The organism is Collinsella sp. Sow4_E3 (assembly GCF_052116285.1).
Classification (GTDB): Bacteria; Actinomycetota; Coriobacteriia; order Coriobacteriales; family Coriobacteriaceae; genus Collinsella.
This window is the reverse complement of sequence record NZ_JBQKLJ010000008.1, coordinates 77742-90938: the sequence shown is the minus strand read 5'-3', so window position 1 is coordinate 90938 and position 13197 is coordinate 77742. Positions and strand designations below refer to the sequence as shown.

At 64.3% G+C, this 13197-nt stretch carries 8 protein-coding genes and 2 tRNA genes; all 10 read right to left on the bottom strand.

Going from position 1 to position 13197, the window contains the following annotated elements:
- Window positions 1-116: 116 nt before the first annotated feature.
- The 10 genes from clpX to selA all read right to left on the bottom strand — a co-directional run bounded on the left by clpX (window position 117) and on the right by selA (window position 13182).
- Window positions 117-1532, bottom strand: a complete 1416-nt coding sequence (gene clpX, locus ACTQ48_RS06600; RefSeq protein WP_427794736.1) for an ATP-dependent Clp protease ATP-binding subunit ClpX — start codon at window positions 1530-1532, stop codon at window positions 117-119.
- A gap of 1 nt (window position 1533) precedes the next feature.
- Window positions 1534-2154 carry an ATP-dependent Clp protease proteolytic subunit gene (locus ACTQ48_RS06595; protein ID WP_022095182.1) on the bottom strand — a complete coding sequence of 207 codons (621 nt, stop codon included), beginning with the start codon at window positions 2152-2154 and terminating at the stop codon, window positions 1534-1536.
- A gap of 163 nt (window positions 2155-2317) precedes the next feature.
- Window positions 2318-3619 carry a trigger factor gene (gene tig / locus ACTQ48_RS06590; protein ID WP_370450562.1) on the bottom strand — a complete coding sequence of 434 codons (1302 nt, stop codon included), beginning with the start codon at window positions 3617-3619 and terminating at the stop codon, window positions 2318-2320.
- Between the two features lie 88 nt (window positions 3620-3707).
- Window positions 3708-3791, bottom strand: a tRNA-Leu gene (locus ACTQ48_RS06585).
- 270 nt (window positions 3792-4061) lie between these two features.
- A complete protein-coding gene (locus ACTQ48_RS06580; protein ID WP_441570420.1) occupies window positions 4062-6893 on the bottom strand; it encodes a molybdopterin-dependent oxidoreductase in 2832 nt (943 codons plus the stop codon).
- Window positions 6893-7795, bottom strand: coding sequence for an FAD binding domain-containing protein (locus ACTQ48_RS06575; RefSeq protein WP_441041645.1), 903 nt, complete (start codon window positions 7793-7795; stop codon window positions 6893-6895). The genes ACTQ48_RS06580 and ACTQ48_RS06575 overlap by 1 nt, the downstream gene beginning before the upstream one ends.
- 133 nt (window positions 7796-7928) lie before the next feature.
- Complete coding sequence (gdhA, locus tag ACTQ48_RS06570; protein ID WP_154515369.1) at window positions 7929-9284, bottom strand: NADP-specific glutamate dehydrogenase; 1356 nt, start codon at window positions 9282-9284, stop codon at window positions 7929-7931.
- A gap of 343 nt (window positions 9285-9627) precedes the next feature.
- A tRNA-Sec gene (locus ACTQ48_RS06565) sits at window positions 9628-9724 on the bottom strand.
- A gap of 36 nt (window positions 9725-9760) precedes the next feature.
- On the bottom strand, window positions 9761-11728 hold the full coding sequence (gene selB, locus ACTQ48_RS06560) for a selenocysteine-specific translation elongation factor (RefSeq protein WP_441570419.1): 1968 nt from the start codon (window positions 11726-11728) through the stop codon (window positions 9761-9763).
- Entirely contained in the window at window positions 11725-13182 is a 1458-nt protein-coding gene (gene selA / locus ACTQ48_RS06555) for an L-seryl-tRNA(Sec) selenium transferase (RefSeq protein WP_441570418.1), read from the bottom strand. The genes selB and selA overlap by 4 nt, the downstream gene beginning before the upstream one ends.
- Between the last annotated feature and the right edge of the window lie 15 nt (window positions 13183-13197).

Sequence of the window (13197 nt, the reverse complement as noted above, 5' to 3'; positions counted from 1 at the left end):
TAAGGGCTACCGCACGGGCCGATACTCAAAGCCCATTGTGGCATCCCGAGCCCGCGAAAAGAAGCTGCGCCGCGGGGGAGGCGACCCAAATGGCTTTCTCATATCGTCTTGGCAGGTTAGCCGTAGATGCGCTGGGGCTGTTCGGTGCCCTTTACGGAGGCTTCGGTCACGATGACCTTGGCGACTCCTTCCTCGCTCGGCAGGTCGAACATCGTCTGCTGCAGCACGTCCTCGCAGATGGAGCGCAGGCCGCGGGCGCCGGTCTTGCGGGCAAGCGCCATGCGGGCAATCTCGTGCAGGGCGGCGTCCTCAAACTCAAGTTCAACGTCCTCGAGCTGGAACATCTTGCGGTACTGACGCACAACGGCGTTCTTTGGCTCGGTCAGGATCGACACCAGGTCGTCCTCGTCGAGCGCCTGTGTCTGGGTGACGACGGGCGTACGTCCCACAAACTCGGGGATCATACCAAAGGCGTTGAGGTCCTGCGGAAGCACCTGACGCAGCAGGTCGTTCTCGTCGACCGAGGTGGGGCCGGCGATCTCGGAGTTAAAGCCCACGCCCTTGTTGCCCACGCGATCGGCGATAATCTTGTCCAGACCCACAAAGGCACCGCCGCAGATAAACAAGATATTGGTCGTGTCGATCTGCAGCAGCTCCTGCTGGGGATGCTTGCGGCCGCCGGTGGGCGGAACGCTTGCCACCGTGCCCTCAAGGATCTTAAGCAGCGCCTGCTGAACGCCCTCGCCCGAAACGTCGCGGGTGATGGAGAGGTTCTCGGCCTTGCGGGCGATCTTGTCGATCTCGTCCACGTAGATGATGCCGACCTGCGCACGCTCGATATCGCCATCGGCAGCATTGATGAGCTTGAGCAGGATGTTCTCCACGTCCTCGCCCACGTAACCGGCCTCGGTGAGTGCGGTGGCGTCGGCGATGGCAAACGGCACCTCGAGGATGCGCGCGAGCGTCTGGGCGAGCAAGGTCTTACCGGTACCGGTGGGACCGAGCAGCAAGATGTTGGACTTGGCGAGCTCCACCTCGTCCATATCGTCGTCGAGCCGCGAACCCGCACCCGAGGCCTCGTCAAAGGCCGAAAGCGCGGCGCCACCCTCGATCACGCGACGGTAGTGGTTGTACACGGCAACCGACATGGCGCGCTTGGCGTCTTCCTGACCCATGACATAGGCCGAAAGCTCGTCATAGATCTCGTGCGGGGTCGGCACGTGCGTAATGACCTGACGTACGTCGTCCTCGAGCTCAAAGCCCTCGGGCTCGGGATCCATGGCAGGCTGCCCGGCAGCCTGACCGTGGTCGTTGAGGAAGCCCGGCAGCTTGCCGTTGCAGGCGGCATCCATAAAGTCCGAAGCCAGCGACTCCTCCAAGATCTCGGAACAGGCGGCAACGCACTCGTCGCAGATAAAGATGTTGGTAGGGCCCTTTACAAGGCGGCGCACCTGACCCTGCTCTTTTCCGCAGAAGGAGCAGCGGATGGGGTTGCCGTTCTCGTCAAAGTTGTCCTGCATGTTACCGGCCATCCTAGGCGTCCTTCGCGGCAAGATCGCGCGAGGTGACGATACGGTCGATCAGGCCGTAGTCAAGCGCCTCGGCAGCAGTCAGGTAGTTGTCGCGCTCGGTATCGGCCTGGACCTTCTCGATCGGCTGGCCCGAGGCGTCGGACAAGATCTGGTTGAGCTCGCGACGGGTCTTCTTGATCTCCTCGGCCACGATCTCGATCTCGGTCTGCTGACCCTGGGCACCGCCACTGGGCTGGTGAATCATGACCTTGGAGTGCGGCAGGCAGAAGCGCTTGCCCTTGGCGCCGGCCGAAAGCAGCACGGCGGCCATAGACGCGGCCATACCGACGCAAATGGTGGAGACCTGCGGCTTGATAAAGTTCATAGTGTCCAGAATCGCCAGGCCGGAGTAGACCTCGCCACCGGGCGAATTGATGTAGAGCGAGATATCCTTCTCGGCATCCTGGCTCTCAAGATGCAGCAGCTGGGCAACGACCAGGTTGGCGCTGACGGAGTTGATCTCCTCGCCCAAGAAGATGATGCGGTCGTTGAGCAGGCGCGAATAGATATCGTAGCTGCGCTCGCCGCGCGGCGTCTGCTCGATAACGTATGGCACGAGGGCGGAATCGAACTTAGCGATCATACGCATCTCCATTTCTCTCTTGCGGACCAAATTGGTTCTAGATAAACGTACGGTGCCCGCATGCTATGCATTGGCTGGCACCGTACGAAGCAACCGAATAACCGGTTTATAACTTTACCCCATCACGGGCGCCTGCATGCGCTCGCGGGAAAGGTGGCGAGAATTACTCGGCGTCCTTGGCGGTCTCGTCGACCTCGGTCACCTTGGCGTTCTCGACCAGGTGGTCGACGGCCTTGGAGCGACGGATGGACTCGCGGACGGCAGGCATGCGTCCATCGGCGATGAACTCGGCCTTGGAAGCCTCGACGTCCTTGACGCCGGCCTTCTCGAACTCGGCGTTGACGTCGTCCTCGGTGACCTCGATCTTGAGCTCACGGGCGAGGGCGTCGAGCGCCAGGGACTCGCGGGCAACGTCGTTGGCCTGCTTGTGCAGGTCGCCGATGAACTGCTCCATGGTCAGGCCGGAAGCGGGCAGCCAGGTGTCCAGCGTCATGCCGCGGGCAGCGAGGTTGGACAGGAAGTTCTGGCCAAGCTCCTCAAAGACAGACTGCTCGTAGTCGGCGTCCATCTCCTCGAGCTGCAGGCGCTCGGCGAGAGCGGCGACGCAACGGTTCTCCTTCTCGGCCGGAAGGCGGGAAGCCTTGTCCTGCTCGATCTCGAGCTTGATGGCGTCGCGCATAGCGTCGATGCTGTCGAAGCCAAAGTCGGACTTGACGAGCTCGTCGGTGAGCTCGGGGGTGTTGCGGACCTTGATGCCCTTGACGGTGACCTCGACGGTGTGGGTCTCGGCCTCCTCGCCATCCTCGACCTCGTCGGTCCAGGTGACGGTCTTGACGTCGTCAACGTTAGCACCGATCAGAGCCTCGTTGAACTCCTTGGGGTTGCTGTCGCTACCGGCGATGAGCATGCGGCCCTCGGCAGCGAAGTTGTCGGCGTTCTCGACGGCCTTGAGGTCGACGGTAACGTAGTCCTCGGCCTCGACGGCACGATCCTCGACGTCCTCGAAGGTGGCACGGTAGTTGAGGAGCATCTCGACCTGGTTGTTGATCTCGGACTCGGTGACCTCCGCGGGAGGCATCTCGATCTCGACGGCGTCGTAGGAGGAGAGCTCGGCGGCAGGACGCAGAGAGAACTCGACGGTGTAGGTGTAGTCCTCGTGATCCTTGGCGAGGTCGAGCTCCTTGTAGTCACCGTTCTTGGTGGGGACGATGTCCAGCTCGTTGAGGACGGCGGGCTCGTTGGCGGCGATCAGATCGTTGGTGGCCTGAGCGAGGGTGGCCTCGGCGCCAAGAGCAGCGTCGATGACCGGACGGGGAGCCTTGCCGGCACGGAAGCCCGGGAAGCGGTACTTCTTGGCGGTGTCCTTGTAGGCCTTCTTGATCGCGGCGTCGACGTCGGCGGCCGGGATGGTGACCGTAGCGGTGAGCTTGGCGTCCTTGACGTCAGAAGCGGTGATGTTCAACACGTTCCTCCTCATACTGCCCAGCTTATCTGAGGTGCTGGTACCTTTATGCAACAAAGTGTCGCGACGGCCGAGGCCGACGCAGGTGCGTTGGTGCGGGCGAAAGGACTCGAACCTTCACGGGAATCCCACCAGAACCTAAATCTGGCGCGTCTACCAATTCCGCCACGCCCGCATGAGCGCACAGACTAGGAATGATAGCAGATACGAACGGCAAGCGCACGCACACCTTTTTAGGCCCACGACCTCACCACGAGTTACAGCGGAACAGGGTAGCTAATTTGGGACGGGGCTTTTTTAGCTACCCCGCTTTTGGGGGTAGCTAAAAACGCCCCGTCCCAAATTAGCTACCCCCATCGGCTATCTCCCGCAGCCCACAATTCGGTTGAAAAGTGGGCTGCGGTTTCCCCGGGCTAGGCAAAGAGCGTCGACAGCGACTCCTCGCCTACTCCCCCAGCAGGGCCTTCTCGGGCGTGATCGGCAGCGAGCGAACCTGGTGGCCGGTGGCGTGCGCCACGGCCGAGGCAACGGCGGCGAGCGGTGTGTTGATGACGACCTCGCCGATCGACTTGGCGCCAAACGGGCCCGTCGGCTCGTAGCTCGGCTCAAAGGCCACGCGAATGCTGCCGATATCCAGGCGCGTGGGCAGCTTGTAGCTCATAAAGTTACCGGTGCGCAGGCGGCCGCGTTCGTCGTGCTCGACAATCTCGTAGAGCGCGTGACCGATGCCCTGGGCAATGCCGCCCTCGGCCTGGACGCGCGCGAGTGCCTCGTTGATCACGGTGCCGCAGTCCACAGCCGCCGCATAGTCCACCACAGTCACCTTGCCGGTGGCCTTGTCGACCTCGACCTCGGCAATGCCGGCCATAAACGGCGGAGGCGAAACGGGCAGGCAGGCAGAAGCATGCGAGGTGAGCGCGTCGCCGCCCGCGATGTTCTTGACGCACAGGTTGGCAAAGTCGCGCAGCGTGAGGTAGCGGCCGCACTCGCGAGCGGCGCGCTCGTCAGACAGACGCACGTACTGGCCGTCGAAGACCACGTCGGCGGCGTCCACGTCCCACATCTGGGCGGCCTTGGCGCAGATCTTCTCGCGCAGCTCGGTCGCGGCATTCTTGGCTGCCAGGCCCGTCACGTACGTACCCGAGCTCGCGTACGAGCCGGCATCGAACGGCGAGACGTCGGTGTCCACGCCGCGCACCACGATAAGCGAGCTCTCCACGCCCAGCTCCTCGGCGGCAATCTGCGCCAGGATCGTGTCGACACCCATGCCGTTATCGGTGGCGCCGGTGCCGATGGTAATGAAGCCGTCCTCCTCCAGGCGCATGTCGATGCCGCCGATATCCACGTTGGAGATGCCCGAGCCCTGCATGGTGAGCGCGCAGCCCAGAGCACGCACGCGGTCGCCCAGGTCCACGGCCAGCGGCTTGTCGCGCCAGCCGATCATGTCCATCGCACGCAGCAGGCAGCGGTCGAGCGCGCAGGCGTTGAGCTTTTCGTTGTAGTACTGCGGCATAATCTCGCCCTCGCGCACGATGTTCTTAAGGCGCAGGTCGGCGGGGTCCATGTGCAGCATGTCGGCGAGCTCGTTGACGGCGCTCTCCACGGCAAACTGGCCCTGGGTGGCGCCGTAGCCGCGATACGCACCGCCGCGGTTGGTGTTGGTGTAGACGGCGTCCCACCTAAAGCGGCTCGCCTTCACGTGGTTGTAGATGGGCAGGCTCTTGTGGCCCGAGAGGCCGATCGTCGTGGTGGCATGTTCGCCATACGCGCCGGCGTTGGACAACGTGTGCAGGTCGATGGCCGTGATGGTGCCGTCTTTCATGGCGCCCAGCTTGACGGTCATCTGCATCTGGTGACGCGAGTTGCCCGCAGTGATGGTCTCCTCGCGGGTGTAGCAGCAATAGCTCGGACGGCCAGTCTGCTGGGTCACGAACGCCACGAAGATCTCGCAGCAGCCCGTCTGCTTGGAGCCAAAGCCGCCGCCGATGCGCGGCTTAATAACCTGCACCTGCGACTGAGGAATGTCGAGCGACTGCGCGACCATGCGGCGCACATGGAAGGGAACCTGCGTGGAGGTGGTCACCGAGATGCGGCCGAACGCGTCGGTCGTCGCGAAGGCACGGAAGGTCTCCATGGGCGCAGTCTGCGTGGCCTGGCTGGTGTAGGTGCGCTCAAAGACGATGTCGCTCTGGGCGAAGGCCTCGTCCAGGTCGCCAAAATCGCTGGTACCGCTGCACACCAGGTTGCGAGCAACGTCGCCGCCCTGCGGGAACATAAAGGTCACGTCGCCCTCGGGGTGGACCACGATGTCGTTATCGAGCGCCTGGGTAAAGTCGAACAGGGGCTCGAGCACCTCGTAGTCGACCTTGATGAGCTTGAGTGCCTTGTCGGCGGCCTCCTCGGTCTCGGCGGCGACGATCGCCACCTCCTCGTTTTGGTAGCGCACCAGGTTCTCGAGGATCAGGCGGTCGTAGGGGCTCGGCTGCGGATAGCTCTGGCCGGCGATGGTAAAGCGGCGCTTGGGCACGTCCTCGTAGGTGTAGACGCCCACGACGCCGGGCACCTTCAGGGCGCGCGACGTATCGATGGAGCGGATCTTGGCACGGGCATACGGGCTGCGCTTGAGCTTGACGATAAGGGCGCCGGCGGGCACTAGGTCTCCTGTGTAGACGGGACGCCCCTCGAGCAGGGCCTTCGAGTCCTTCTTGGGCTGCTTATGGGTGATCTGCTTGTACGAGACGCCATCGCAGCTGGTGTCGTTGACCGGAAGCTCGGGCATCTCAAAGCCCACCTGCACGCCGGACTCGTTAAGGAAGCGGACGATGGCGCGCAGCTGGCTCTCGTAGCCGCTGCAACGGCAGAGGTTGCCGGCGAGCTGGCGCGAGAGCTCTTCGCGCGTGGCGACGAGGCTCGGGTCCTCCTTGGCGGCGCGGGCAAGCGCCAGCACGTTCATGATGAGGCCGGGGGCGCAAAAACCGCACTGCTCGGCACCTTCGGCAGCCATTGCGTGGGCGAGCGCCTCGGACTCGGCCTTGAGGCCCTCGAGCGTGGTGACGGAGCGGCCCTCGACGCGCGCAGCGGGAACCGAGCAGCTCAGCACCGGGTCGCCGTCGAGCCACACCGTGCACAGGCCGCAGTTAGTAGTCTCGCAGGCGCAGCGCACCGACGCGCAGCCCTGCTCGCGCAGCAGCGCAAAGAGCATGGTGTCGGGGGCAATCTGAACCTTGACCTTGCGGCCGTTGAGCGTAAAGGAAAGATCGATGAGTTTGGCAGCCATTAGCGCACCTCGCTAGAATCGACGCCGGGCACGCGGCGGCAGGAATACTCGTCCGTGGCAAACTTAGGCACTTGCACGCCCTCGAGCTCGCGGGCAAGCGAGGCCGAAAGCTCGATGCCGGCGGCGCGGCGCACGGCCTGCACGGCAAGCGGCGCCGAGATGCAACGGCGATAGTCGGCCGAGCCCCACAGGTTGGTGCCGTAGCTCAGTGCGCGTACGGACGCGGCCAGGGCGCGCAGCTCGTCCTCGGAAGGCTGCTCGCTCACCAGGCCGCACGCCTCGCCCTGCAGCAGGGTCGCGCGCAGCGGGCGTGCGCCCACGGTGACATGCCAGCTGTTGTCCCACCAGGCAGCGGTGACGTTTAAGGAGGGGAAGTCGGTCGCGGCCTTGCGCACGGCCTCGTAGCTTGCGCGGTAATCGTGCTTAACGACCACCACGTGCTCGATCACGTCGCGCACGTAGCCCATATCCACGAACTCGGCGAGCGGCACGCGGCCGGCACCCGTCAGCTCAACGTACGAATCGAGCGCCAAAAAGGCCGAGAGCACGTCCGAGAAACCAAAGCGACCGTAGATGCTGCCGCCCACCGTGGCGGTGTTGCGCAGCTGCACGCCCACGATATCGTGGACGGCGAACTCAAAGACATGGTTGACAAGCGCGTTGAGCTCGGCATGGCGCTCGAGCTGGCGCAGGGTGCACATGGCACCGATGCGAAACTCGGTCTCGGTCTCCTCGATCTGGTCGAGTCCGCAGGCCGAAAGGTCAATCGCCGTCGCCACGCGACGCGAACCCAGGCGCATCCAGATGCCGCCGCCCACAATCTTATTGTTGCGGTTCTTCTGTAAGAGCTCATAGGCTTCGGCCGCGTTTCCAACGCGAACGTAGGTACCGAACTTGAGCACGTTCTCCCCCATCTCCTCACTTATCCAGTACCTCTAAGTGTACTAAACGAGGGCGCACAGCCCTCGCCACCATAGAAAAAGGCTCCCAGCCTGATGGCTGGGAGCCTCATCACATGCTATGTCGAGCGAAGATTTAGCAGACGCCCTGGGCGAGCATGGCGTCGGCGACCTTCAGGAAGCCGGCGATGTTAGCGCCCATGACAAAGTTGCCCTCCTGGCCGTACTCCTTGGCGGTGTCGTCCACGTTGTGGAACATGCCGCGCATGAGCTGCTCGAGCTTGCCGTCGACCTCCTCGAAGGTCCAGGACAGGTGCTCGGCGTTCTGGCTCATCTCCAGGCCGGACACGAGCACGCCGCCGGCGTTGGCAGCCTTACCGGGCATAAAGGCGACGCCGTTCTCCTGGAAGTAAGTCGTGGCCTCGATGGTCGTGGGCATGTTCGCGCCCTCGCCGACCACCTTGCAGCCGTTGGCGACGAGCGCCTGGGCGTCCTCGAGCAGCAGCGTGTTCTCGCGAGCGCAGGGCAGCGCGATGTCGCAGGGCAGCTGCCACACGCCGCGGCCGTCGCCCTCGTGCCACACGGCGTTGGGCTTCTCGTCAACATACATGGCGAGCGTGACGCCCTTGTCGTGGCCGGAGCGCTTCTTGTTGTAGACGTGCTCGAGCACGGTGTAGTCGATGCCGTCGGGATCCTCGACCCAGCCGTGGGTATCGGAGCAGGCGAGCACCTTGCCGCCGAGCTGGGCGACCTTTTGGACCGCGTAGATAGCGACGTTACCGGAGCCGTGAACGACAACGTTCTTGCCCTCGAAGGAGTCGCCGCGGCTCTTGAGGTACTCGTCCACAAAGTAGACCAGACCGTAACCGGTGGCCTCGGTACGGGCGAGCGAGCCGCCAAAGGAGAGGCCCTTGCCGGTAAGGACGCCGGTCCACTCGTTGGTCAGGCGCTTGTACTGACCGAACATGTAGGCAACCTCGCGGCCGCCAACGCCCAGGTCGCCGGCGGGAACGTCGGTGTTGGGGCCAATGTGGCGATAGAGCTCGGTCATGAAGGACTGGCAGAAGTGCATGATCTCGTTGTTGGACTTGCCCTTGGGGTCAAAGTCGGAGCCGCCCTTGCCGCCGCCCATGGGAAGGGTGGTCAGGCTGTTCTTGAGGATCTGCTCCAGACCCAGGAACTTGAGCATACCCAGGGTGACCGTCGGGTTAAAGCGCAGGCCGCCCTTGTAGGGTCCAATGGCAGAGTTGAACTCGACGCGGTAACCGCGGTTGACCTGAACCTTGCCCTGATCGTCGACCCAGGGAACACGGAACATGACGATGCGCTCGGGCTCGACGAGGCGCTCCAGCAGGGCGGCCTCCTCGTACTCGGGGTGGGCGTCGAGCGCCGGCTGGATGGTGCCGAGGATCTCGGTCGCGGCCTGGATGAACTCAGGCTGCTCGGGATAGCGGGCCTTGAGCTCTTCGAGAACTTTCTGCGTGTAGCTCATGCTTCCTCCAATGATGGGAAACGAAAATGTCGGTCACGGCACCCTATGCGCCGCGAACTTTATCGTGTATGGATAATATCGCACTGTTGCAGCAAAGTTTCGCCTAAGCCGACGAGCAGATGTTTCGTTTTGATTACGATGCAGGTAGAAGCGTTTTTGAGTGCCTGACGTGCAAATCGCGTGTTTCGAAGCTGTTTCGTCCACATGTTCCAAACCACCACATTGGGGACACATGATGCGCCCGGGCACACCGGCGGCAAGACAGACGACACGGCGGACCCGCACAAAACAGCGCCTTTGCGGCACGCAGCAAGACCGCGAGCACAAAAGCGCTGGTAGCGTGTGGCGGGAACGTATGTGAATCGAACACATCCAAGACGTTTTGCACGCCTCGCAACGGTTTTGAGGACCGCGGAGCCCACCGGAGCCCATCCGTTCCCAAGTGCGGAGGTATTTTACCAAACCGAGCAGCCAGTCTAGCGCAGGGACCTCAGGCCGCCGGCTTCCTTGTCGAGCACCGTAAAGCGCACGGCATCCAGGTGCTCCAAGATGCTGATGGCACGTTTGCGCGACACACCCAGCGCCTCGCGCAGCACACTCGTGGTGGCTGCGCCGCCGGCTGCCTCAATGGCGGCGGCGACAAGCTCGCGCGCATGGGCTTCCGAGATGGCAGACAGGGCAACGTCGCGCTCGACCTTAACGATCGAGCGGTTGAGCGAAAGCTCGCGCAGGGCGCGCGTCATGGTGTCGCGGTCGAGCTGCAGTCGCTCACCCACCTCGGGCAGCGTCGGCGCATCGAGGCCGGCCCCGTCGAGCAGCGCCACAATGCGCTCACACGCCTCGCGCACCACACGCGCCGCGGCAGCAGCGGAGTGCGGGTCGAACACCTCGGTGCCCTCGGCGGCGCACACGCCACGCGAGCAGCCCGCGGCAATCAGAGCCGCGGCAACGCCTTCATCGGCGGCAGGCCACGCAGCATGGGCAACGGCGCCGGGCGTAAAACCCGTCTCCTTGGGAGCCGCCGCGTGCATGGCAGACAGGGTCGCCGCCAGCACGTCCATGGCGGCATCGAGCACGGCGCCATTCGCATACAACGTGCCGCCCGAGCCGGCAAGCTCGCAAACAACACCTCGCGCCACCAACTCGCCCAGCGCTGCCTCAGCCTCACCGGCAACAAGATCGAGCGCCTCGGCAACATCAGCCGCCGCAACCGGCAGCGCCTGCAGCGCCAGCCACGCGTCTACGCCAGCAACGGCATCGCCGGCTTCAAGCGCCGCAAACAGCGCACGCTCGCCGGCCGAATGCTCGCGCGAGCGACGGCAGCGCGAAAGCAGCACACGCCCGCCGCCGATGAGCATAACGGGCGAATACGACAGCACCACGGCATGGTCTCCGGCGCGCAGCGGCAACGGCTCCTCCAGGCGCACCTGCACGGTACGGGTCTCGCCCACCGCCATGGGGGCCTCGCCCTCCAAAAGCATGACGCGGCCGATGACCCCGGCCGTGCCGGCCATCACGTGCACGCGCGCGCCCGACTCGAGCACGCGCGGCTTGGCGCCCTCGCGGCCCAGGTAGGTAAACGTCATCATAAAGCGCAACGTCTGACCAAAGCGACCCGCCACGCCCAGCATCTCACCACGGTCAAGCGCCGCGACACCGTCACCGACCAGGTTGAGCGCCACGCGTTGTCCAGGCAGCGCGCGCGGCGTATCGCCATGCACCTGAATCCCGCGCACACGACAGACCGTACGCGACGGCAAAGCCATCAGCTCGTCGCCCACCGCAACCGGCGCATCGTGCAGCGTTCCCGTAACGACGGTACCGACACCCTTGATCGTAAAGCAGCGGTCAATCGGCAGGCGAGACGCGGCATCGCTCCGATCGGAACGGTCGCGGCAAGCATCCCAGCAGGCACTTACCTGCTCGTCGACCACCGCAAGCAGCCCGTCGATCCCCTCGCCCGTCTTGGACGACACGGGCACCATCGGCGCGCCCGCAAACACGGTACCCGACAAAAAGTCATCGACATCGAGCTCGGCAAGATCGGTCATCTCGGCATCGGCCAGGTCGCACATCGTCAGCGCGACCACCATATGCGTAACGCCCAGCAGCTCCAGCACATGCACGTGCTCGCGGGTCTGCGGCATCACGCCCTCGACGGCCGAAACCACCAGCACGGCCACGTCGATACCCGTGGCGCCCTGCACCATGGCGCGCAGGTAGTGGGCATGGCCAGGCAAGTCGACCAGGCCGACAATCTTGCCACTCGGCAGCACCAGCTCGCCAAAGCCAAGCTCAACGGTCATACCTCGACGACGCTCAACCTCCAGACGGTCGGGATTCTTGCCGGTCAGTGCCTCGATCAATGCCGACTTACCGTGGTCGACGTGGCCCGCCGTGCCAACGATAACGGGACACTCCACCAGCGCCTGGACCTCACTCATCGAGCAAGCGCCTTCTCAACGCATGCGGCAAGCGTCGATGCCGCCGTCTCGATATCGCGGTCGCCCACGAGCGTACGGACGTCAAACAAAATGCGATCGTGCGAGGTTCGCGTGACGACCGGCGTGTCGAAGTCCTGGACAAGCGAGCGCTTGAGCGCATCGACCGTCAGGCGCGCGTCAACAAGACGCACGGCAACGCACACCGTGGGCAGCTCCATGGTAGGCAGCGAGCCGCCACCGGGGGTCGACGATTCCTCGACGATCTCCACCTGAACGGCGCACGGGCAACCGGCCTTATCGAGCCCGGCGACCATACGATCGCGCAGCTTGCGGGCACGTCGCTCCAAATGGGCCTGCGGCAGCGTAAGCATGTTGAGCACCGGAATATCGCGATGGGCAACATCGGCGCCGTCTATGTAGATACGCAGCGTGGCCTCGAGCGCCGTAAGCGCCAACTTGCCCGGACGCAGAGCGCGCATGAGTGGATGTGCGCCGCAGGCCTGGACCAGATCGCGACGGCCCATGATGATACCCGCCTGCGCTGCGCCCAGCAGCTTATCGCCCGAACACGACACGATATCGAGCCCCGCCGCGACCGAAGCCGGCGTGGGTTCCTCGCCACCGCGCTCCAGGATGTCATCGGGCAGGAGCGCGCCCGAACCCTGGTCCTCATAGAACAGCAGGCCATGCTTGTGAGCAAGCGCCGCAAGCTCCCGAGAGCTCACTTCCTCGTGAAAGCCCTCGATGCGATAGTTGGAAGGATGGACCTTGAGAATCATGGCCGTATCGGGCGTGATGGCTTGCTCATAATCTGCTAGGTGCGTGCGGTTGGTGGCGCCGACCTCGACGAGCTTGGCGCCCGAAGACGCCATGACATCGGGGATGCGAAAGCTGCCGCCGATCTCGACAAGCTCGCCGCGGCTAACGATGACCTCCTTGCCTGCGGCATGGGTCGCCAGCACCAGCAGCACCGCGGCGGCGTTGTTGTTGACCACAAGCGCGTCCTCGGCGCCGGTGAGCGAGCGGATCAGCTGCGCGGCGTGTTCCTTGCGCGACCCGCGCGAGCAGGTGTCCACGCTGTACTCGAGCGTACTGTACCCGCGCGCAACCTCGGCCACGGCCTTTGCCGCCGACTCCGCGAGCGGGGCGCGGCCCAAGTTGGTATGGATGACCACGCCCGTGGCGTTGACGGCAGGGCGCAGGTTCGGCAGCGCGGAGCGGTGCGCACGCCACTCGATCGCCGAGGCCAGGTCGCGCTTAGAGCGCGGGGCGGCACCGGCGCGAATGGCGGCGCGTTCCTCGTCGAGCTCGGCCGTGACGGCGGCATGCACCACCGCGTCGCAGGTCTCCCCCGCCGCCTTCACTACCGGCCACTCGGCGAGCAGCTCGTTGACGGAGGGAATGGCGCGCAGGCGGGCGCGAACCTCATCGGACATGTTCTGGCTATCGCTCATGTGCGGCCTTTCAAA